Annotated in this window: 19 protein-coding genes; 9 read left to right on the forward strand and 10 right to left on the reverse strand. The window is 63.3% G+C overall.

The genetic code is table 11. The annotated features are described in order from the left end of the window. Positions 1–59 precede the first annotated feature (59 nt). The 4 genes from EN859_RS31080 (at position 60) to EN859_RS31095 (ending at position 4,478) form a co-directional block, all read left to right on the forward strand. The gene (locus EN859_RS31080) at positions 60–635 is read left to right on the forward strand and encodes a dihydrofolate reductase family protein (RefSeq protein WP_127856428.1); all 576 of its coding nucleotides are present in this window, start codon (positions 60–62) and stop codon (positions 633–635) included. 73 nt (positions 636–708) lie between these two features. Beyond that, complete coding sequence (locus EN859_RS31085) at positions 709–1,797, forward strand: nucleotidyltransferase family protein (RefSeq protein ID WP_127856429.1); 1,089 nt, start codon at positions 709–711, stop codon at positions 1,795–1,797. Further along, a complete protein-coding gene (locus EN859_RS31090) occupies positions 1,794–2,993 on the forward strand; it encodes a hypothetical protein (protein ID WP_127856430.1) in 1,200 nt (399 codons plus the stop codon). Before EN859_RS31085 ends, EN859_RS31090 begins: the two co-directional genes overlap by 4 nt. Before the next feature lie 684 nt (positions 2,994–3,677). After that, positions 3,678–4,478, forward strand: a complete 801-nt coding sequence (locus EN859_RS31095; RefSeq protein ID WP_189502359.1) for a class I SAM-dependent methyltransferase — start codon at positions 3,678–3,680, stop codon at positions 4,476–4,478. A gap of 272 nt (positions 4,479–4,750) precedes the next feature. On the opposite strand, the gene EN859_RS31100 is transcribed toward EN859_RS31095, so the two are convergent. From EN859_RS31100 to EN859_RS31130, 7 genes are all read right to left on the reverse strand, one after another. Continuing rightward, a complete protein-coding gene (locus EN859_RS31100) occupies positions 4,751–5,533 on the reverse strand; it encodes an ATP-binding cassette domain-containing protein (protein ID WP_127856432.1) in 783 nt (260 codons plus the stop codon). Next, positions 5,526–7,781, reverse strand: coding sequence for an ABC transporter permease (locus EN859_RS31105; RefSeq protein ID WP_127856433.1), 2,256 nt, complete (start codon positions 7,779–7,781; stop codon positions 5,526–5,528). The genes EN859_RS31100 and EN859_RS31105 overlap by 8 nt, the downstream gene beginning before the upstream one ends. 85 nt (positions 7,782–7,866) lie before the next feature. Further along, positions 7,867–8,949 carry a substrate-binding domain-containing protein gene (locus tag EN859_RS31110; RefSeq protein ID WP_127856434.1) on the reverse strand — a complete coding sequence of 361 codons (1,083 nt, stop codon included), beginning with the start codon at positions 8,947–8,949 and terminating at the stop codon, positions 7,867–7,869. Between the two features lie 283 nt (positions 8,950–9,232). Beyond that, positions 9,233–10,237 (reverse strand): NAD(P)-dependent alcohol dehydrogenase, encoded by a 1,005-nt coding sequence (locus EN859_RS31115; RefSeq protein WP_127856435.1) that lies wholly within the window; start codon positions 10,235–10,237, stop codon positions 9,233–9,235. 99 nt (positions 10,238–10,336) lie between these two features. Then, positions 10,337–10,963: a LysE family translocator gene (locus tag EN859_RS31120; RefSeq protein WP_127856436.1), complete on the reverse strand. Its 627-nt coding sequence runs from the start codon at positions 10,961–10,963 to the stop codon at positions 10,337–10,339. Positions 10,964–11,091: 128 nt separating this feature from the next. Then, entirely contained in the window at positions 11,092–11,508 is a 417-nt protein-coding gene (locus tag EN859_RS31125) for a GFA family protein (protein WP_127856437.1), read from the reverse strand. A 24-nt stretch (positions 11,509–11,532) separates the two neighbouring features. Then, on the reverse strand, positions 11,533–12,009 hold the full coding sequence (locus EN859_RS31130; RefSeq protein WP_127856438.1) for an SRPBCC family protein: 477 nt from the start codon (positions 12,007–12,009) through the stop codon (positions 11,533–11,535). A gap of 268 nt (positions 12,010–12,277) precedes the next feature. Here EN859_RS31130 and EN859_RS31135 point away from each other — a divergent pair, with 268 nt between their 5' ends. Further along, a complete protein-coding gene (locus tag EN859_RS31135; protein ID WP_127856439.1) occupies positions 12,278–13,723 on the forward strand; it encodes a PLP-dependent aminotransferase family protein in 1,446 nt (481 codons plus the stop codon). Between the two features lie 45 nt (positions 13,724–13,768). On the opposite strand, the gene EN859_RS31140 is transcribed toward EN859_RS31135, so the two are convergent. Then, the gene (locus tag EN859_RS31140; protein ID WP_189502361.1) at positions 13,769–14,380 is read right to left on the reverse strand and encodes a TetR/AcrR family transcriptional regulator; all 612 of its coding nucleotides are present in this window, start codon (positions 14,378–14,380) and stop codon (positions 13,769–13,771) included. A gap of 510 nt (positions 14,381–14,890) precedes the next feature. On the opposite strand from EN859_RS31140, the gene EN859_RS31150 reads away from it, so the two are divergent. From EN859_RS31150 to EN859_RS31160, 3 genes are read left to right on the forward strand one after another with little or no spacing between them, the layout of a single operon-like run. Continuing rightward, entirely contained in the window at positions 14,891–15,370 is a 480-nt protein-coding gene (locus EN859_RS31150; RefSeq protein WP_127856441.1) for a (2Fe-2S)-binding protein, read from the forward strand. After that, the gene (locus tag EN859_RS31155; RefSeq protein ID WP_127856442.1) at positions 15,367–16,350 is read left to right on the forward strand and encodes a xanthine dehydrogenase family protein subunit M; all 984 of its coding nucleotides are present in this window, start codon (positions 15,367–15,369) and stop codon (positions 16,348–16,350) included. The genes EN859_RS31150 and EN859_RS31155 overlap by 4 nt, the downstream gene beginning before the upstream one ends. Beyond that, positions 16,347–18,668, forward strand: a complete 2,322-nt coding sequence (locus EN859_RS31160; protein ID WP_127856443.1) for a xanthine dehydrogenase family protein molybdopterin-binding subunit — start codon at positions 16,347–16,349, stop codon at positions 18,666–18,668. Before EN859_RS31155 ends, EN859_RS31160 begins: the two co-directional genes overlap by 4 nt. Positions 18,669–18,778: 110 nt before the next feature. Here the strand turns inward: EN859_RS31160 and EN859_RS31165 are convergent, their stop codons facing one another. Then, positions 18,779–19,639 carry an outer membrane protein gene (locus EN859_RS31165; protein WP_245525798.1) on the reverse strand — a complete coding sequence of 287 codons (861 nt, stop codon included), beginning with the start codon at positions 19,637–19,639 and terminating at the stop codon, positions 18,779–18,781. Positions 19,640–20,038: 399 nt separating this feature from the next. Further along, positions 20,039–21,187 (reverse strand): LuxR family transcriptional regulator, encoded by a 1,149-nt coding sequence (locus tag EN859_RS31170; protein ID WP_245525799.1) that lies wholly within the window; start codon positions 21,185–21,187, stop codon positions 20,039–20,041. Between the two features lie 188 nt (positions 21,188–21,375). Here EN859_RS31170 and EN859_RS31175 point away from each other — a divergent pair, with 188 nt between their 5' ends. After that, positions 21,376–22,338, forward strand: coding sequence for an AraC family transcriptional regulator (locus EN859_RS31175; RefSeq protein WP_127856444.1), 963 nt, complete (start codon positions 21,376–21,378; stop codon positions 22,336–22,338). The last annotated feature ends 131 nt before the right edge of the window (positions 22,339–22,469 follow it).

The raw sequence follows: 22,469 nt of genomic DNA on the forward strand, positions 1-22,469 counted from the left end.
CACACTCAACGATGAACGATGAACCGGGCTTGCCTCGCGCGAGCCGGAAGGAGGAAGTCATGCGCAAATTGATCACTGGAATGAAGATTTCTGTCGACGGCAAGATGGAAGGTCCCGAGGGTTACGCGGATTGGGTGGACGCGTGGTCGGATGAATATGGCCTGACGCCGCAAATCGATGCCTGCCTGCTCGGGAGCGCCATGTACGCCGGCTATGAGCGCTATTGGAGCGCGATCCAGAACGAGCCGGACAAGCCGCTGCCGATGACCGGCAAATTGCCGACCCCGGCCGAGCTCGAATGGGCCCGTTTCGCCGCGCAGACCCCGCATTATGTGCTGTCGAACACCATGACCTCGGCTGTCTGGCCCAAGACGCGCTTCGTGCGGAACCTGGAAGACATCGCCGCCCTCAAGCAGCAGCCCGGCAAGGACATCTATCTCATGGGAGGCGCGCGGATTACGGCCAGCCTCATCGATGCTGGGCTGGTGGATGAGCTCCGGCTTATCCTCTATCCGCTGCTCGTCGGTGAAGGGAAGGCGCTGTTTGCGACGACGCAAAATCGCCGCGGGCTCGAACTGCGGAAGGTTCAGCAGCTTCCGGACGGGCGCGTGAGCCTGATCTACGGGATTGGCTGAGGGAGGAAGCCGTCGAGGCGTCAGCCGCCCTTCGCGGATTTGGCTCCGTCGATCGCCCCGGCGAACCAGCAGCGTGGCACGATCACCCACGCGCGGCGCGACGAACCGCTGCCAATTGATTGCCCTTGATCGTTTGAAACGTCGGGAGCACACTGCGGGCTCGCGCGGGGCGATAGAATTGATCTCGGCAGGCTCGGATTCCGGCCTCCAAATGTTGGTTGCGGTGCTGAACGGGGACATTGCCAGTCCGCGTCAGTGGAGCGCCGTCATCCAGGAGGCGAACCGGCACCTCGTCGCCCCGGCCCTGTATGCCTGCCTGCGGGACTACCCTTTCCCTAGTCTCATTCCGGCTGAGGTTGACGAGTACCTGCGTTTTCTTCACGACCTGAATGAGATGCGAAACCGGCGGCTGCGGCAGCAGGCCATCGAAACAATCGGTGCTCTGAACGAAGCGGGCATCGAACCCCTCCTCATCAAGGGGTCGGCGCTCTTGATGATCCTGCCGGAGCGTCGTCTCGGCACCCGCATGATCAGCGATCTCGACCTCGTGGTCGACAAGGGTGCTGTCGAAGCCTGCGTCGCGCGGCTTCTCGGCATCGGCTACCAGCCGCTGGCAGACGATCCCGGCGCGCATGCGCGCGGGAAATTCTACCGGCCCTCCGATGTCGGTTCCGTCGACCTGCATTGGCGACCACCGGGACCCGCACATCTTTTCGCGGCAAATGAAACTCTGCGCAGCGTGAGCGTCGAGGTGCAGGGGGTTCGGCTGAAACTCCCGACGCCTGCCGAATGGGTGACGCACCTGATCGTGCACGACATGATCCAGGATCGCAGACTGCGCACCGGCGATGTCAGTCTAAGGCGCCTCCTCGACTGCCGCGAGATCCTCCGCCTGGGGTACGATATCGACTGGGGTGCGATCCGCGACAGGCTGCCGTCGGGCCGGATGGCGCTGGCGCGCAACCTGTTTTTCCTGAACCTGCAGCGCTTTGCCGGTGTGAAGGTCGATGGCGGCGCCGGCGGATTGCTGCCGAGGCTCCTCTACAGCCGTCAGATCGCGTTACGGCGCAACGCCACATACAGAAGTCTGGACAGCTTCGGATTGTCCATGCTGGGCGGGAGCTGGAAGTTCCTGAAGCTCTCCAGAGCAGAACGGCAATGAGCCGGGGCCTGCTTCCGGACTTGCCAGCAGCAAGACGGCCGGCGGCGCTTCGGCCGGCTTGCGGCATTATCGCCTGCAGGCTCGACAGGGATGTCGTGCTGTTTTCGGAGCCGCAGCAACGCGTCTATCAGTTCGACGCGACGTCGGGGTCGGTTTGGTTCGGCGTCACAGCCGGTGAGACGCTAGGCAGGATCGCGCGACGCCTCGCCGCTGAGACGCGATGCACATTGGACGAGGCGCGCGATTGCGTCTTGAACTGTCTGGCGGAATGGCAGGAGCTGGGTTTCCTAAGCCGGATGCCGCAGGAACCGGCTCAACCGATACCGGGGCGCGACCAACCAGCCTCCATTCCGGCTACTGGCCCCGTCTACCAGATGGCGGGGATTCGGATCGCCATTGCCTTTCCCGACGTCGCCTCCAGGCAGGCCTGGGATGCCATTGCCGGTCACTTGCGACATGACGTAACCGCAGAGCCGACCGGCGTGGCGGAAGCCGGCTTCGCGATAGAGCCGTTCGAGGGCGGTTACCGGATGCTCGGCCAGGCGGGAGACCAGCCGGATTTCGCAGATCCGGCGGCAGTGGCCGTCGGCCTGAAGGAAGCCGTCCTGCATGCGGTGCTCGAGCGCCGGCCAGACTGGATTGCACTTCATGCAGCGATGCTTTCCTGCGGATCGAGCGCGGTCCTGCTTGCAGGCTCGTCGGGCCATGGCAAGACCACGCTGGCGGCTGTGCTGAACGCATCGGGAATGCCTGCCATCGCCGACGATGTGGCCCTTGTGTCGGTCAGGCCTGCGGCAATCTCGGGGTTGCCCTTCGCCTTTGCCGCCAAGCCAGGCAGCTTGGCCGTGCTTCGGACCTGGTTTCCGGCCCTCGACCGGCTTGCCGAATTTCAGCGTCCAGACGGGCGCAAGGTGAAATACATCGAACCGGTTCGCGTCTGCGAGCAGGCCAGCAGCGTTTGCGCCGTCATCTTCCCGCGATTTTCGGCCTTGGCGGCGCTGCAAATCACTCAACTGCGCAAGGTAGCCGGGCTCACGTCGCTGCTCGAGGAGGCGATCAATGCCAGCCATTGGTTGACTGCCGACGGTTTTGTCGCGCTGTGCACGCTGCTCGATGGCGCGGTGGTGATCCAGATCGACTACGGCGACGCCAGCACAGCAGCGGAATGGATAAGGATGAACCTGGCGCCGGCGTAAGCCGGGACCGATGTTTGCCGGGACGAATGCGGCGCTACGCGGCCCGACGTACAGCGAAGAAGTGCCGCTTCGAAGATTTTTGAACAGCACGTTTGGACTTCAACAGGGGAAAGCCTGACTGTCCGCCGGTGTCCGTTCCAAGCTAATAAACGCAAAGTTGTGTTCCAGACGAATAAATTGAAGAGATGGAGCAAACCTATGCGGGGAGTTGAAGGTGAAGAAAATGCAGGCACCGGCTCTGAGCTGGGGCGGCGCGACTTCGTAAAAGGGGTAGGAAAATTCGCGGTCCTTACGCCAGCGACGGTGACGATGCTGCTCGATGTCAGCATGAACTCGCCGGCTGTGGCGGCGTCAGGCGGTCGCCCCGGTTGGGGGTTTGGCGATACCAACCATACGCACAGTGAGCCTCCTGGGCTGGCGAAAAAAGGGTAGTCGTCGCGGCTCCGAAGGCTAAAGAATGTCGGCTCTTGGCGGCAGGGGTCGATATTCGTGGTGCTTGTCCGAAGTCGGCCTCAGGGCTGCGCTCGAGTCGACCCGTTGCGGAAATTCCCGGTCGAATTCACCCACGACCTGAGGCGGGAGTTGAACCTCGCCATCAAGCGGCTGTCGTGACGATGCGAATGCTCGCCCGCCTTGGCAACCACCCTGCCGAGGTCTAGCATACGCCAGCGCATGGGGGCTCCGATGACATCGACCTTCAACATTCACGATGCGGCCGGCTACGAGCAGCTCATGGGCCGCTGGAGCCAGAAACTCGCGCCCCCATTCATCGACTTCGCTGGGCTTGCCGACGGCGAAAAGATACTCGATGTCGGCTGCGGCACCGGTAGCTTGACCTTCGCGCTCGCCGGGTCCGCCGATCTCGGCGAGATCGCCGCGATCGACTTTTCGCCGATCTTCGTCGAGGCGGCGATCCGGCGCAACACCGATCCGCGGATAAAAATCCGGCAGGCGGATGCCTGCGCCTTGCCCTTCGAGGACGGCACGTTCGACCGCGCCCTGGCGCTGCTCGTGCTCCACTTCGTGCCCGAAGCCGGCAAGGCAGTCGCCGAGATGCGTCGCGTCGTGCGGCCGGGCGGCGTGGTCGCGGCGGCCGTGTGGGACCATCTCGGCGGCATGCCCGGAATGCGCATGATGGTCGACACGGTGGCCGTGCTCAGCGAAGGTGGGCGCCAGTTGCGCAGCCGCTATTGCTTCCAGCCGATGATGCAGCCGGGCGAAATGCAACGGACTTTTGTCGAGCAGGGCCTCGCGGACGTTACGGAAACGCAGCTGATGATCCGCATGGACTACCAAAGCTTCGACGACTACTGGGCGCCGATTGCCGCGGGCGAAGGGCCGCTCGGCAAATATGTGGCCACGCTCGACACCGCGGAGCGGGCGCGCACCGACGCCGCCGTGCGCGACGCCTACGAGGCCGGCCGGCCCGACGGCCCGAGATCTTTTGCGAACGTCGCCTGGGCCTGCCGGGGTATCGTTCCCTGACCCGACGGCCAGTGAACCCAAGGCTTTGCAAGGTTCTGGCGCCGGAACATTTCGCTCGGCCGTGCCGTCCTTTTGAAATGGCCGCGTTCCTTCCGCGGCTTTCGGCTGTCGGGACATTGGCGCCCGCCCGCTTCCCACTCGCCCCGGTCTTTTGACGCTCTTCTCGGGAGATGATTGGCTCACGCGCCCGTCGCGAAGACGGTGATCGCTACCCTTCAATCTCTGCCCTTCGCGGATTTGGCGGCGCCGAAGCGCAGGCCGCCCATGATTGGTCAGACTGCCCTTGCCTGATCGGCCGTGAGCGCCTGCTCCCGCGTGCCGGAGACGATGATCTCCAGGACCTCATGCTCGTCGGTGTTCTTGACGTGGCGGTCGCCGACGTTCTCGCCGCGCTTAAGCACCATGACACGGTCGCCCACTGCGAAAATGTCGACGAGCCGGTGCGAGATGATGATCTGGGCAACGCCCTGCTTTTTCAGTTCCAGCATGGTCTCGAGCAGCCGCTCGGTCGCCATCACCGAGAGATTAGCGGTCGGTTCGTCAAGAATCACGACGCGTGGCTCGAACGAGATCGCGCGGGCAATCGCCACGGATTGCTGGCGGCCGCCCGACAGGCTCTCGACCTTCTGGTAGACGGAGTTCACGTCGACCTTGAGCCGCTTCAGCACGCTGTCGGCTTCCGCGTACATTTTCCGGCGATTGACAAAAGGGCCTTTGCGCGGCCAGCGGCCAAGAAAGATGTTCTGGCCGACATCCATGTTCCCGCAAAGAGCGAAATCCTGGTAGATCATCTCGATACCGGCATCGCGGCTTTCATGCGGACTCTTGAAGTGCACTGGTTGTTTGGCAACGAAGATTTCGCCGGCATCGCGTTGATAAGCGCCGGTCAGGATCTTCATGAGAGTCGACTTGCCGGCCGAGTTGTCGCCGACCAGGCCAAGGATCTCGCCCGGATAAAGCACGAGATCGACATTGCGGAGTGCCTGCACCGCACCGAAGGCCTTTTCGATGCCACGCATTTCCACGATCGGCTCGGATGGTTTTCCATCACGCATGAGTGGTTTCCGGTGTTCGTACGCCTCTTGCGCGGCGCGCCCGCAGGCGGCCGAAAATGTTGGCCTGGCGCACCCAGATGTCAATCAGCACCGCAATGATGAGGATCCCGCCAATGAAGACGTTGATCCAGTGCTGCGGCATGCTGAAGCCCTGGACATTGAGCTGCAGGAGCGCCCGGACCAGGGTGATCACCGCCGCGCCAGCCAGCGCGCCGATGATGGTGCCGTGGCCGCCAAAAATCGACCCGCCGCCGATGATCACGGAGGCGATGGCGTCGAGTTCGCGGAACTGGCCGGCGACCGGATTGAAGCTGCGGAAATAGGCGACGTTGATGATTCCGGCCATGGTTGCGCAGAGCGCCGCCAGCATAAGCGCGACGAAGCGGACCCGGTTGGTGTTGATGCCGGCATAGGCGGCAGCGCGGACATTGCCGCCGGTCGCGTACACCTTCTGCCCGAACGGCGTATAGGCCAGGACGATGCCGGCGAGGAGCGCGACGAGCAGCATCCAGATGGTCTGGATGCTGACCACCTCGGCGACCGTGCGGAAGATGCCGTCGGGAAGAAAAATGCGGTAATGAAGGAGAATGTCGTTCACCTTGCGCCCGAGCAGGCTGTAACCCTCGGGCCAGCCGGTTAGTTGCTGGCCGGCGACGAACCAGGCGGCGAGGCCGCGGGCGATGTAGAACATGCCAAGCGTGACGATGAAGGCCGGCAACTTGAATCCAACCGTGACGACGGCGTTGACGAAGCCGGCGGCCATCCCCGCGAGCAGTCCCATCGCAACGGCGGTGAGGGGGTCGGCGCCGAGGACTTTCAGGAAATAGGCCGCAGTACTGCCGGCGAGTGCAAGCACCGCCCCGACAGAGAGATCGATATCGCCTGCGGCGATGACATAGGTGAGCCCGATCGTGATCAGCGCCAGTTCCGTATAGTTGAGCAGGATCGCGAAGCTGTTGGACAGGTTCCACCAATAGTCCGGCCGGAGGGCGAAGCCTGTCAGCCACAGCACCACAGTCAGGATGATGGCGAGCGCATCGCGCCGGGCGAGAAACTTGCCGAGCCCGGCCGCCGACAGCGCCATGTCGGTCGCCATTGCCCCCTTGGTCTGAACACCCTCGAGCGCGACGCCGCCGATCTCGTAGGCTGGGGGTGGCGACCCGCCGCGGAGCCATGCCCAGAGACGCGCCGCGACCTGGCGGCGAATGAGATAGGGCTCGATAAGCACTGCGATGACGAGAAGCAGCCCAAGGAAGACCGGCACAGCGCCGACCGGCAGCGAGTAGACGGCGTTGACGGTTATTTCCTCGTCGCCGATCTTGATGATGCGCGTGATCGGCCAGCCCTCGCGCAGCACCTTGTCGAGCAGCACCACCAGCAGGGCGCCAAGACAGGAGCCGGCGACCCGGCCGCGGCCGCCGAGGATCGAGGCGCCGCCGATGATCACGGCGGCAATGACGGTCAGCTCGCCGCTGACGCCGTAGAGCGGGGTCACGCCCTTGTCCTGGGCAGCCGACAGCAATCCGGCAAGGGTCGCGCACAGCGAGGAGATCAGGTAAGCCCGGACACGCACCCAGTTCGTCGGTATGCCAGCATAGACCGCCGCCTGCTCGTTGCCTCCGGTAGCGAAGGTCTCGTAACCCCAGCGTGTCTTGGCGAGCACATAGGCGCCGATCACGGCGACTATGGCGAAGATTACAATCTGGTTGTTGAAGCCGAAGACATTGGTCTCGCCAAGGTGGAAGAACATCGGATAATCTCTCGCCTTGGCGGGATAGTAGATTGCCTGGCCGTGCGTGAGCGCGAGCACGAAGCCGCGGCCGATGAAAAGCATCGTCAGCGTGGCGATGAACGCCGGCACTTTCAGGATGGTGACGAGCACGCCGTTGACGAGGCCAATCATCGTGCCCAGGAGCGCGCAAAGGATCACCGACGTGATGACGTCGAGATCGAGAAAGCCTGGCGCAAACAGCCTGGCGAAAACCACCGCTACCAGGCCGTAGGTGGAACCGACCGAGAGATCGAGGTCCTTGTTGACGATGACGAAGGTCATTCCGACCGCGATGATGGCAACGCGCGAGGTGTCGCGAAGCAGCGCGTGGAACGCCTCCGTCGACCCGAAGAACGCGGGATTGACGAAAGCGCCGCCGATATATAGCAGCAAGAGCAGGGCGAGCAGCCCCGCCTCCCAGCCGCCGACAATCTGGGACGGAGCACGGCCGAGCGAGGTGGTCGCGATAAACACCATTGGTCTCTTCTGGTCGATTTTCCTGCTGCCGCGCTGCGGGGAAGCCTGCGCCCTCCCGCAGCGATTTCAGATGTCCGAGCGGGGCTCAGTTCTCGAAGCGCTTGCCGACGTTTCCTACAGTCTCCTGCGTCACGAGTTGGGCGCGCGTGTCGAGATTGGCGGCCGCAATGCCGCGGTCGATCTGCAGATAGAGCTGCATGACCGGATAGAAGCCCTGCAAGAAGGGCTGCTGACCGAGCGCGCCGGTCAGGTCGCCGCTCTTCAACGCATCCTGCTGGGCCGGACCGAGGTCGAAGCCATAGGCGCAGATTTTGCCGGTCTTTCCGGTCTGGGCGACGGCCTTGGCGAGCGCCGGCGTGAACACGTTGTTGCCGGCGAACGCGCCGACGACGTCACCGCGCGATTCGAACAGCGTCACGATGCCGTTCACCGGATCGTTCGGATTGGTGTCGATGCCGGTGTTCTCGGGACCTGCGTCGACCTTGAAGGCATCAAGCTTGCCGGCGTCTTTCAGGCCTTTGACGATCGCGTTGAAGGCCGAGGTGACGCGATTGTTTACCTCGATGTTGCCCATTGCGGTCGACGACGGCAGGACAATCGAGCCCTTCTCGATACCCTTGTCCGCCAGGCACTTGACGAGCGCCTCGCCGGCGATCGCCGCAGCGGAGGCGTCCTGGCCAGTGTGGCTGAGGCTGCTGCGGTCGAGGATCGTGCCGTCGAAGGAATTGGTCGTGGCTACCGGTATGCCCTTGGCCTCGGCGGCCTTGACGATGTCGTTATAGGCGCCAACCTGTGGCGTGGTCATGATCAGCCCGTCGATCGTCGGATCCTGCACGATCTGGTTCAGGATTTCGATCTCGCGGGCCGGGTCGTCGGTCGGCGATTCCGAGCCGAGCAGCAGTATCTTGGCGCCGATCAGATTGCCGGCGACGGTCGCGCCGACATAGACCGGATCGAAGAAGCCGTTGCCGGCCGTGTGTGTCACGATCGCGAAAGTGAGGTGACCATCGGCCGAATGGAAGTCCTTGGTGGTGGCGGCCTCCGTTGCGGCTTCTTCGAAGTTGTAGCCGCCGACTGCTTTCTCGACGCTGCCGGATTGTGCGAATGCGGACGGAACGCCGAGCAACAACGCCGCGGCGCATGCCGCGAGCGGGAAAGTACGTCTCATGATTTTCCTCCCTTGCATTCAACGGGCGGAAGCCGTTCGAGCGCAACTATTCAGGAGATATCCGACTGCTTCCTCCCAATTTGCGATTTTCTGCCCAAAGTGTGTGCAAGTAAATAGCCTCCCAATTTTCACGGCCGATTTGTTTCGGAGCGCGAGGCATCCGCGCCGTCGATGTCTTTGTAATCGAGCCGACGGTGTTGTGGGTGCGTCTTCAGCGCGGCGGCATCTTTTTCAAACGTCGGCAAGCTTGGATCGACATGATCCCATGCGTGGCCAGGGGATCTTAAAGTTCGAGGCAAACCTTGCCAAAGTGCTTTTGGGATTCGTAGTACTTGAAGGCAGCACCGATTTCCTGCAGCGGAAAACTGCTGTCGATAACGGGCTTCAAACGATTCGCCGTTATCGCCCGAATCATGTCCTCTTGATCGTCTCTGCTGCCAATGGAGATCCCGCTGATACGAATTTGATTCGAAAACAGAGCCGGGATCGACACTTCTCCCGCGAAACCAGTCAAGACGCCGATCAGAGCGATATGCCCGCCCGCCCTGCAGGCTGTAATTGACTGCGTCAAGGTGCCGGGTCCGCCGACCTCAATCACCTGGTCGACACCGCGTCCGTCCGTCAAATCCTTTGCCTTCTGACCCCAGTCCGGCACGGCCTTGTAATTAATGACGGTGTCGGCCCCGAGTCGCCTAAGCTGTCCCAACTTCTCCTCTAGGGAAGACGTAGCGATTACTCGGGCGCCCGCAGCTTTCGCGAATTGCAGCGCGAACAACGATACACTACCGGTGCCGAGGATCAGCACCGTATCACCGGGCTTCACCTTGCCGCACACCACCAGGCCTCTCCAGGCGGTGACTCGCGTGCAGGTGAGCGTTGCCGCCTCTAGATGCGTATAGCCTGCCGGTGCCTTCGTGAAGGCGTGCGCCGGCATGCACACGTACTCGCTGGCATAGCCGTCAAAACTTTCTCCCGGTATGTCCCGCTTGGTAGCCGGCGTCATTTCGCCTCCCAGCCAATAGGGGTAAAACGTGCTGACGACGCTATCTGCGACCTTGAACTCGTCGACATCGTCCCCGAGCGCAACCACCTCTCCAGCGCCGTCGGACAGCGGAACGCGCCCGTCGGCGCATGGTGTTTTCCCCTGCGCCACGAAATCGTCACGGAAATTCAACGAGCAGGCCCGGATCCTGACCAGCAATTCACCCGGCCTTGGTTGGGGATGATCTTCCTCGACCAATTCGAGATTCTCCAAACCTCCGGGCACTCTCAGCCTAACCAGCCTCATGGATATCTCCTTTGACCGTCCATCCGGCAGGCGCCTGCGCGCTTTCCGTGATGGCCTCGCCGGTGTTGCGCTTTTCCTTCGGCCGCCGCCCGTGATTGCTCAGCGGTGCTTGATTGCCGCGGCGGACAGTCCTGTCGCGACGAAGGTGATGCCTGCGCCGATATTGATCCCAGCCACCATGCGCGGGCGGCGAAGCAGCCAACCGCTGAGCACCGAAGCGAAGCTGCCGATGAGCGAGAGACCGACGACCGCGATCACTGCAAGCCACGCACCATAGGTCATCATCTGCATTGTCACCGGGCCGCGGTCGGCACTGACGAACTGGGGAATGAACGCAAGGACGAACAATCCGATCTTCGGGTTGAGCACATTGGACATCAGGCCGGCCAGGTAGATCGCATGCAGCGGCCGCCTGGCGGTCGGCGCGAAGGTGACGAGGTTGCGGTAGAGCAGTGCCCTGGCGCCCAGCCATACGAGATATGCCGCGCCGATCAGCTTGACCGCCAGGAAGGCGATCGTGGACGCCTGGATGATCAAGGCGAGGCCGTAGGCGGCGGCGACCGAGTGGACCAGGATGCCGGTACCGGCTCCCAGAGCCGAAAGCGTTGCCGCAAGGCGACCCTGGCTCAGCCCGCGCGCGATGGAAAGGATGATGTCGGGGCCTGGCGCCAGTACGATCAGGACGCTTGCAAGCGTGTAGGCCAGCCAGATTTGGATCGGAAACATGGTCTTGTCCTCTCTGCCTTAGGGCCAGCGGTCGACCGCCGCGCCTTGGGGCGCGTCCGATCCATTCCCGAAGGCAGGTTCCGGGATTGTGATGGTTCGCTTTCCTCTAGGGTGGCGCCGGGCGGTACTTAGCCGGGCGGCATTCGCTCGAATGTCTGCAGCGCGCTATCCATCGTGTCCCAGGCGAGACCGCGGACGCCGTAGGTCACAACAGTCGGATTGAACCGGCTTGGGTCATCAAGGCTCGAGGCATGGACCGCGATCAGATCCGGCTTGGTAGCGAAGCCCAGGTAGACAGGTGTTCCGCAGATCGGGCAAAAGGAATGGATGTTCTCGTTCCCGCTGTCCCCGGCGACGTGCCAGTCTGTCGCCTTGCCGGTGATCTTCATGTCTGCCCGCGACGCAAACGTCAGATAGGATGTGTGACCGGTGCCGCTTCTCTTCTGGCAATCGCGGCACTGGCAGTGGTTCTCGAAGATGGGGGCTGCCTTTGCCTCGTAGCGGACGGCGCCGCACGCGCATCCGCCGGTATAAGAAGTGCTCATGTGCTCGGCTCCATGATCCGGGGTTCAGGCTGCCAGTTCGGACGCGCGCGGCTTCGCGAAGACATCGAGCGCCTGACCCGTTTCGAGGAAGGATTTCAGGCTGGAGAGGACGATCGGCCAACCGCGCTTGACGCCGTTCGCCATGCCGCTGTCGGCTTCGAGTTCGTCATGGGTGACAGTCAGCCGGACCATGGCCTCGTATTCCTCGAGCTCGAAAGTCACCCGGCTGTAGCTCGCCGGATCCGACGCCTGCGAAGCGTTTGCCCAGGTGATGACGAGACGGGTCGGCGGGGAGACCTCGATGACCTTGCCGACGAGCTCGACGGTCCGTTCATCATTGGCGCGGATATGCTCCCATCTCGAACCGGGCTTCCAGTCAGAGACGTTCTCGTGGCCCCAGTAGCGCCGTGCGAGGTCTGGTTTCGTTATGGCCTCGAACACCTTTACCGGTGTGGAGACGATATAGGTCGTATAAGTAAAGCTGGTCGTTTCCTTGGTCATTGTTGCGCTCCTTTTTGTTTCACGAGTGTAGGTAGATGGGGAAACCGTACTCGCGTGAGTGACAATCGTGTCGCGATTGATCGCGTCGATCGCAACGCTCGGCTGCTTGCCGGACATGGATGAACGATAAATCCCCACCCGTGGCGCGGACAGTCACAGTGACCAGGCATCTGATATGGTACAGCGTTGTGTTTGGGCGAACTGTACCATCCAAGAAGACGGCCATCTGTACCAGTCGGCGTCGGAGGATTCGCGGTAGGTAAGGAGCATGCAAGATCAAGAACCCGTCGAGATTCTGTATCTGCAGGTAGCAGAATCGCTCGCAACACCGATCCGCGCCGGAACGCTCATTCGCGGCGAACGCATCCCCTCGGTGCGCGAACTGGCGCGCAGCCGCGACGTCTCTATTGGCACTGTCCTGCAGGCATACCGGATACTGGAGGACGCACACCTGATCGAGGCGCGGCCGCGTTCGGGCTATTTCGTCGCCGCGCGGCCGCCGAGCCTCCCCGAACCCGAGACCTCAAACCCTCCGGCGGACTCGATGGCAGTGGACGTCAGTTCACTCGCGGTGCGCGTGATGCACCTCGCGCACGATCCCGGTTACGCATCGTTCGGCGCTGCCTGTCCGGGCGCGGACCTGTTCGCCGAGGAGCGGGTGCGCCGTGCGGTCAGCCGCGCCGTGCAACGCCATCGCGCGACATTGTGTCGGTACACGACCGGTTACGGCGACGAGAGCCTGCGCCGGGCAATTGCACGGCATGCGCTGCGCATGGGGTGCCAGATCGACCCGCGCGACGTCGTGGTGACAAACAGCTGCCTCGAGTCGATTACGCTGTGCCTGCGCGCGGTGACGCGACCCGGCGACATCGTCGCGCTCGAATCGCCGACCCTCTTCGCTTTTCTGGAAATCCTCGAGAACCTGCATCTGCGCGCGCTCGAGATTCCGACGCATCCGCGCACCGGGTTCTCGCTCGACGCCCTACAACTCGCCTTTGACACGCAGCCGATCAAGGCTGTGCTTGCGGTGCCCACGCTCTCCAATCCGATCGGATCGAGCATACCACTGGCCGATCGGCGCCGCCTCGCGCAAATGATCGCCGAACGCGGCATCCCGCTGATCGAAGATGTTCTCTACAACGATCTTGCCGAACACGAAGACCAGCGCCAGGCGGTGCGCTCGTTCGACACGTCGGGCCACGTGATGATATGCGGCTCGTTCTCCAAGACGGTCGCGCCTGGGCTTCGTCTTGGCTGGGTCGACGCCGGACGCTGGGGCGCCAAGCTTGTGCGCATGAAGGAATCGACCAGCGGCAGCCAGACGGCGATAATTGAGCGCGCGTTGGCCGATCTGCTGGCGCAACCCGGCATCGAAGCCGGGTACCGTCAGATCCGCGCAACGATCGCAGCGCGGGTCGACGAAGCGCGTGGGCTGATCGCGCAACACTTTCCGGAAGGCACGCGTGTCACCGATCCGCAGGGAGGTTTCATTCTGTGGGTCGAGCTACCGCATGGAATCGATACCCTCGAACTGTTTCAGACCTGCCTGGCGGAGAGCATCGTGATCGCCCCGGGCAAGATGTTCAGTGCCACCGACCACTTCCGCCACTGCATTCGCCTTGGGCTTGGCGGCCGCTGGGACGATGCGCATCGTCACGCGCTGCGGCGCGTGGGAGAGTTGGCGAAAGCCATGGTACCGAGCAGCTCTGCTTGAAGGATCCATGTCAATTGAGGACCGTCGCGAATGCCGGCTGCCCCTTCAATCGCTGCCCTTGGCGCGCTTGCCAGCTCCAAACCTCAAACCGTCCATCAGCAGCGACACCAGCCGGCGCGAGCGGTCGCGCCAGTCCTTGGTGTCGGGCGCCGAATAGATGCCGCCCAGCGCATGCAGCACGTCGGAGCTGTCGATGTCGCTGCGGATCGAGCCTGATACAACCGCCGCCTCGACCAGCCGCCGCAAGGCGAGCGACACCCTGCCCGAGGTGTCGGAGAACAGGGTTGAGTTGGTGTTGAGCAGGATGCGCAGGCTGGTCGCCAGGCCGCGCTTGGTGGCGATGTAGTCGACGAAGCGCTGCATCCATTGTTCCAGCGCAACGTCGGGCGGGTGGTGCAAAGCGAGTTCGTCGGCGGCCGCGCACAGCCCCTCCACTTCGCGCCTATAGACGACCTCGACTAGGTGCTCGCGCGTCGGAAAGTGCCGGTAGAGCGTGCCGATGCCGACGCCGGCCTGGCGCGCGATCTCCTCCAGCGAGGCATCGACACCATGCGCAGCAAAGGCCGTCGCCGCGACCTCGACCAGCGCGTCGCGGTTGCGCTGGGCGTCGGCGCGCAGCGGTTTTGACGCGGCGGCTTCGGCCTTGTCGGCGGACATTGCGGGCGGCTGCGAGGTCAATTTTTTTTCCAATATCGATCCGGGGCTTGAAGCGGATACGGCAAGCTCCTAGGTAAGTAAGCGGAGGCTCCTCCGATTTCATCAGCGCCTTCGACAAATATAGTCACGGGATCGAGTATGTCACGTCCTGAGAGCTTGCAAGCCTACAGCCTCCCCTGCCCGCTGGAGATTGGCGAAGACAGACGAGCGCGTAATCTCCCCCCAAGTGGGGAAGATGTCCGGCAGGACAGAGGGGGGCGCCGTCCCGCCAGCCTGTCAGCTAATCGCAGTCGTTTCGTCGGACCGGTTTCCATCTGGGCTAAACTGCAAAGTCGGCGACCCTTCGCGCCCCCCTCTGCCCTGCCGGGCATCTCTCCCACGAGGGGGGAGATTGGCCGTCACCAACGCCTTCGCATTTCACACCTAGCCATCCGGTGATCTTGCCCTCCCCGCCGGGTGCCAGATCATTCCCCTTCCGACTTCGCGTCAAGCAACTGGAGCCAGACGCCCATGACCAGCCGAACTTCCATCCATCTCACCATCAACGGCCACGACCACGAACTGGAGGTCGAGCCACGTGTCACGCTGCTCGACGCGCTGCGCGACCATCTCGGGCTGACCGGCACCAAGAAGGGCTGCGACCAGGGCCAATGCGGCGCCTGCACCGTGCATGTCGACGGCCAGCGCGTGCTGGCCTGCCTGACGCTCGCGGCTCAAGCTCAGGGCCGCAGCATTACCACCATCGAGGGGCTTGCCGAACAGGACGGCACGCTTCACGCGGTGCAGGCCGCCTTCCTCGAACAAGACGCCTTCCAGTGCGGTTACTGCACGCCGGGACAGATCATGTCGGCGGTGGCTTGCATCCGCGAGGGCCATGCCGGCTCGGATGACGAGATCCGCGAATACATGGCCGGCAATCTCTGCCGCTGCGGTGCCTATCCGCACATCGTCGCCGCCGTGCGCCAGGCCGCCATGGAGGCCGCATCATGAGGGACTTTTCCTATCTCCGTGCCGATACCGCCGATGCCGCACGCCAGGCGGGGGCGCTGCCGGGCGCCATGCTGCTCGCCGGCGGCACCACGCTCATCGATCTCGCCAAATGCGGCGTCGCCGAGCCCGAGACCGTGGTCGACATCAGCCATCTCAAGGGACTGGACGGGATCTCGGTCGATGGGGCGGGTGCCACCATCGGCGCGCTGGCAAAGATGAGCCACGTCGCCGATCATGCCGACATCAAGAGCCGATTCCCCGCCGTCTCGGAAGCGCTGTGGCAGGCTGCCTCGGCGCAGCTGCGCAACATGGCAACCATCGGCGGCAATCTGATGCAGCGCACCCGCTGCCCCTATTTCCGCGACCCGGCGAATTTCCCCGCCTGCAACAAGCGTTCGCCCGGCAGCGGCTGCTCGGCGATCGGCGGCGTCACCCGCGGCCATGCCGTGCTCGGCACCAGCGAGGCCTGCATCGCCACCTATCCCGGCGATCTGACGGTCGCACTCGTCGCCTTCGACGCCACAGTCCATCTCGGTGAGCGCCAGCTTGCGGTCGACGACTTCTTTCTCCTGCCGGGCGCCACGCCCGAGCGCGAACATGCGATCGAGCCAGGCGAGATGATCACCGCGATCAGCATTCCGGCTTCGGCCGCAGCAAGGCGCTCGACCTATCTGAAAGTCCGCGACCGGCAGTCCTACGAGTTCGCTGCCGCAAGTGCCGCCGTCGGCATCGAGTTCGAGGCCGACGGCCGCACGATCCGCGACCTGCGCGTGGCACTCGGCGGCGTCGCCACCAAGCCATGGCGTGCGCGGGCCGTGGAAGAAGCCCTGAAGGGCAAGCTGCTGGAACCGGACGCCGTCCGGCGCGCCAGCCTGCTTGCTGTCGAGGGCGCCGTCGACCATGGCGCCAACCATTACAAGATCGAACTGGCGCCGCGCGTCGTCGCCCGCGCCATCCTCAAGATTGGAGAAACGGCATGACCGTTCACGAGTTGAGAACCCGACCTGCTGATTCCAAACGTGGCGACGCTTCCGACGGCGGCGCCCTCGCAGGCCAGGTTGGCGGGCGGCTATCGCGCGTCGACGGCCCGGCCAAGATCACCGGCGCTGCAAAATACGCGGTCGAGCAGCAGCTCGACGGGCTCAGCCATGCCGTGCTCGTCGAGAGCACGATTGCCGCCGGCCGGGTGCGTTCGATCGATACGGCGGCAGCACAAGCCGCACCCGGCGTGCTCAAGGTGCTGACGCCGGACAATGCCTTGCGCCTCAACACCGCGACGGACTGGCTGGGCACGCCGCCGCCGGATGTCCCCTATTGCCCGCTGGCGCGCGACATCACCTTCAGCGGCCAGCATGTCGCGGCAGTGGTCGCCGAGAGCTTCGAACAGGCGGTCGCGGCGGCGGCGCTGGTCAAGGTCAGCTATGACGAGGCGCCTGTTATCGCCGACCTCAGCGATGCCAAGGCCGGCGACGGCATTCCGGTCGACGCGATGACCAAAGAGTGGGGCGACGCGGAAGCCGCTTTTGCCGCCGCCCCGGTGCGGATCTGCGCCGCCTACAACACGCCGCGCGAATACCAGGCGCCGATGGAACCGCACGGACTGATCGCGCAATGGCAGGGCGACCAGCTGACGGTGTGGGAGCCCAGCCAATGGCTCGACGGCATGGCGCGAACCTATGCCGAATGGTTCGGCGTGCCGTTCGAAAATGTGCGCCTGGTCTCGCCCTATATTGGCGGCGGCTTCGGCTCCAAGGCGTTCGCCTACGGCTACGGCGCGGTGGCGGCCATGGCCGCGAAAATGCTGGGACGGCCGGTGAAGCTGGCGGTCACCAGGCCGCAGACCTTCACCGCCTATGGCGGCCGGGCGGCGACCCGCCAGACGGTGGCGCTCGGCGCCAACGCAGAGGGACAGATCCAGTCGATCGTGCATCGCGGCGTCAACGAAACCTCCGTCGACGGCATGTGGGTCGAGCCGCTGGGCTCGGTCACCTCGATCATGTATGCGACGCCGAATTTCTCGTCGCGACAGAATGTCGTGCGGGTCAATTCGGTGGTGCCGGGGGCCTTGCGGGCGCCGGGCGAGAACCCGAGCGCGTTCGGCATCGAATGCGCGATCGACGAGCTCGCCTACGAGGTCGGCATCGACCCGCTGGAGATCCGGCTCCGGAACTATGCCGAACAGGATCCGGAGGCGAAGAAGCCGTGGTCGACACGGCAGCTGCGCGAGGCTTTCGCCGCCGGCGCCGAAGCCTTCGGCTGGTCGAAGCGCAGCCCAGAGCCGCGCTCGATGCGTGACGGCAACCAGCTGATCGGCTGGGGCGTTGCCGCCGGCACCTATCCGGTGCGGCGCGCCTATGGCGAGGCGGTCGTGCGCATCCTCGCAGACGGCTCGGTCGAGGTCGAAAGCTCGAGCATCGACATGGGTCAGGGCACCTATACGATCCTGGCGCAGACCGCCGCCGAAACGCTGGGCGTGCCGGCCGACAATGTCGTCGTCAAGCTTGGCGATTCGCGCTATGCCCGCGCCGGCGTCACCGGCGGCTCGCGGCTTGCCGGGGTGATGACCGGCGCCGTGCACAAGGCGGCGACCGCCGCGCTCGACCAGCTGGTCGGGCTGGCCATCAGCGATCCGCGCTCGCCGTTCCATGCGCTGCAGCCCAACACGCTGGTCGTCACCGAGGGCCGCATCTCATCGCCGCGCGGCGACGGACCGGATGTCCCAATCGCCGAGCTGCTCGGCAGCGTCGGACGCGACCGCATCGAGGCGAAGGGCGATACCATGCCCGCCAACTCCACCCCGGAGGAGCGCTACAAGAACTACACCACCATCGCCATGGCGCTACCGCACACCGAGGGCGATTATTCCCGCCACAGCTGGTGCGCGCATTTCATCGAGGTGCGCGTTGACGAGGATTTTGGCACGGTTCGCGTGTCGCGCGTGGTGTCGGCGCTGGATTCGGGCCGGCTCTACAATCCCAAGCTCGCCGAAAGCCAGTGGAAGGGCGGCATCATCATGGGCATCGGCCAGGCGCTGCTGGAGGAAGGCATCGTCGACCGCCGCCATGGCCGCATCGTCAACAACAACCTGGCCGACTATCTCATCGCCACCAATGCCGACATTCCCGACATCGAGGTGATCTCGGTCGGCATCCCCGACCCGCACTCCTCGGCGCTCGGCGGCAAGGGGGTGGGTGAACTCGGCATCGTTGGCGTAGCGCCTGCGATCGCCAACGCGGTGTTCCACGCCACCGGCATGAGGGTGCGGGATTTGCCGATCACGCTGGAGAAGCTGATCTAGGGCGACAGGCGGGCTGCGGCACCCCGGCACGAGCCCGGGGTCGGTATTAGATGCGCCCGCACACACAAAACCCCGGCGGGAAACGCCGGGGTTTTGTTCCGTCTGGCAGATCAGAACTTGTGGCTAAGGCCAGCCCGGACGTCGTGCGTCTTGAGGTCGACGGTCGCCACCGTGCCAAGACCGACCGAGAGATCTTGGCTGCCGAAGTCGGAGTAGCGATACTCGACCCGAGCGATCCACTTGTCGGTGAAGGCGTGCTCGACGCCGGCTCCAACCGTCCAGCCAATATGGGTCTCGTCGTGGAGTGGAATTTCACTGCTGCCGCTGCCGGTGATCCCAGTCACTTCATACTTGGCGGCGGCCACGCCTGCAGTGATGTAAGGCAACGTCCGATCGAAAGCATAGCCGGCCCGCAGCCGCGCCGACCCCGACCACTTCAGTTCGCTCTTAAGCAGCGCGCTGCCATCGGGGAAGACCGATAGTCCATCTACATCATTGTACGCAATGTCAGCCTCGGCACCGAGCACGAAGCGGTTCGCCATTTCTTGATTGAACCCGATGTGGATGCCGCCAATAAAACCGTCCGGATCTAGAGAACTATCGCCTGTGCCGGCGAGGAAAAAATTGGATTTTCCGGCGGCGTAACCGAAGTGAACGCCGGCATAGAGTCCGGACCAGTCATAGGCGGCGGCAACAGGCAGAGTTTCGTTGATGTCCGCCGCGCATGCCACTCCGACAGGCACGAGAATGAAGGCTGTAGCGAGAAGAATTTTCATTGTTCGTTTGCTGCCCCAAAAGGTGTTGCGTTCCCCACCGCGGAAATGCTCCGTGGAGATCCAGCTGTTGTGGAGACCCGGTGTGGCATTGTCCGCCACCCGCGTCTTCGGCAGCACCGCACCCGAATTGTCCTGGAACGCGCCGCGGAAATTTCCCGGCCGGTGTGGCCTTGCGGCCTCAGTCGACCGGTTCATTCCGCACGTCACCGGCAAAAGGCTGCGCGGCCTGCCGATGACACTGGCGGAGCTGATTCAGGGGGAGCGAGAGGCTGGAACTGCTAGGCGTTGGAGATTGGCGAAAGCCAAGGTGACGGCCGATCTCCCCCCATGTGGGGGAGATGCCCGGCAGGGCAGAGGGGGCGCGAATGATCGCCAGCCCTTGGTCAACCGATGACCAGCTGAGACCGGCGTAGGACGCAAAATTGGGATTCGCTGACAGGCCGGAGGGACAGCGCCCAGGACAGCGCCCCCTCTGTCCTGCTGGACATCTCCCCCACTTGGGGGAGATCGGCCGTCGTCGATATTTTCGCCAATCTCCAACGTTGCCGGAAGGGCGCGACCAATGAAGCTGCTGATCGGCCTCCGGGCCCACCATTATGATCCGCCAGGTGCGAGGGGCGTGCCGATGTCCGAAATGAGTTTGACGAGATCGGCTTGGCGCCTCGTGCCGGTTTTGGCGAAGATACGGTTGAGGTGGGTCTTCAAAGTGTTTTCGCCGATACCGAGCGACAACGCGCTTTTGGACGCAGTCAATCCGCCACCGATCCGCAGGAGGACACGCGCCTCTGCAGGAGTGAGGTCGAATAGCGTTGTGAGAACGGCCTCCGGGAGCGGAGAAGACGACGTCGTGGTCGACACGAAGACAGCCGCACAGGCGGGCCGGAAAGCCGCGCGCGCTGTTCCTTCGGTCAACGGCAATACATAGGCGACGGCGGGCGGTTGACCGGGGGCTGAAATGGGCAACCCTATGCCGCGGGAGCCAAGCGAGGCATCTGCGCCCGCGGCACTGGCAATTGCTTCCAGCAGAGCGCGTGCCACGGCCGGGTTCTGCGCCTGGAGCAGGCCCTTCCTGGAAAGAATAGGACCTTGCATGGAGAACATCTGACCGGCAGCCCCATTCGCATGCAGGATTGCTCCATTGGCGCCAGTAAGAACGACAGGCACAGCGAGGTGGTCGAGGGCCTCGCGATAAAGATTGGCGGTAACGCGGGCCTGATCGAGCAGATCTCCAATCAGAGAGGCACGGCGCAGATGCGGCGAGAGCAATGCCAGGAAACGCTGCTCTTCAACTGATATGATCCCCCTGCTGGCCCGGGTGGTGCAGCCCATGAGCCCGATCCGGTCTGGTGTGTGGACGAATTTGGTGATGCAAGCCTCGCGCAATCCCTGCGGTTTGGCCCAATTCTGATAAAATGGCGTTTGCTGGAGTTCGGCTTCACTCATGTGCGACAGGGTCGCAACGGGCGTGTCGATGTCGCCGACGACCGCTGCCTTCAGCCCAGGAATTCCATCAAAGTCATAGTCCTCCTGGAGCGCGCGCATTTGCATCGGATCCCACGGCGATTGAGCCGTGAACCGGCCATGATTGTCGGCGGTGCTGGCAAGCGCGATGGTGGTATAGGCCGCGTCGACGGCCGTTGTGACCCGGGTCATTACCCCGGCCCAGCCTTCCGGATTCAACACGCAATCATAGATATCACCGATAATCGAACCAAGTACTTCGCTGCTCAGTCTCTCCACCACGCCTCCTATTCCTTACAGCCCCGCTTCGGAGGATTTCGCGGCGTCACACTTTTGGGTGACGCCACGTGTGGTTGAGCTCGATTAAGGATTGAATTCGGTCAGTTGAACGCCGCGATCAATGTCGCCGGTTATTCCTGGAATGGAAAGCATCGCGTTCGATATTTTTTTGAAGCCGCAGGGGTACGCCATTGTCACAAAAGACGGTGTTTTCATCTGCTCAATTGCCCCCGCATCTTAACGAACGCGATCGATTTTCCCTCTGGCAAGACATCCATGTCTCGGAGATATGGTCCGTCGAATACGGAATTTCCGACAATCTGCCTTTCGAGGCGACGATCGAAGCCTCAGCGATCGGGCCGGTGGTTCTTGGCCAGATGTCGGGAACGATCAAGCATGCGACGCGGAAGGCGAACAACATCGCCGATGACGATAATGACGGCTACCTTCTGCTGATCAACAAGGCCGACACCATACTGACCGGAGCCCAGGTCGGCCGTGACTACGGTGTCGGACAGGGTGAAGCGGCCCTGGTCACGGCGGCAGAGCCTCTGAAAATGATCGGCAGCGACAAGAACGTGTGGATGAACGTGGTGATCCCGCGTGCCATCCTCACACATGCCTTCCCGCACATCGATGACAGGCTGGCGCTGAAGATCGACAGTCAAAACGAGGCCCTGGCGCTGCTCAAGCGCTACTGCCAGTTTCTCGAAGCCGGCGATCCTCTCGTCGCCCCGGAACTGATAACCCATGCCACGGAAACGATCGTCGATCTGATCGGCCTGGCGACCGGGGCAAAAGGCGAGGCGGCGGAATTGGCCGGCCTGCGCGGTGTGCGAGCGGCCAGGTTGCAGGCTGTTCTGGCGAAGATCGCGGACAATTTTGCCAACCCTGGCATCTCGGCGCAACGCGTGGCGGAAGAACTCGGCCTGTCGGCGCGCTATGTCCATGATCTCCTTCAGGAAACCGGCATCAGCTTTGCCGAGCGCGTGCTCGAACTGCGCTTGCAGCAAGCACACAAGATGCTCTCGCAGCGACGCAACGTCGGCATGCGGGTCAGCGAAATTGCCCTGATATGTGGATTCAGCGACGTGTCGTATTTCAATCGCTGCTTCCGTCGTCGCTTCGGCTATACGCCGACCGGCGCCAGGTAGAAGCCGGCCGGTTTTTTTCGACACCGCAATCGACTGTCCTGCTGCGAGGCCGATACCGCACCGCTCCCTAAAGCGCGTCGCGTCGGAAGGCGTTCATGTGACGTGCGTTAAGCCTTTGTTTTTATGTCATT

It is taken from the genome of Mesorhizobium sp. M00.F.Ca.ET.216.01.1.1, assembly GCF_004010325.2.
GTDB lineage: Bacteria > Pseudomonadota > Alphaproteobacteria > Rhizobiales > Rhizobiaceae > Mesorhizobium.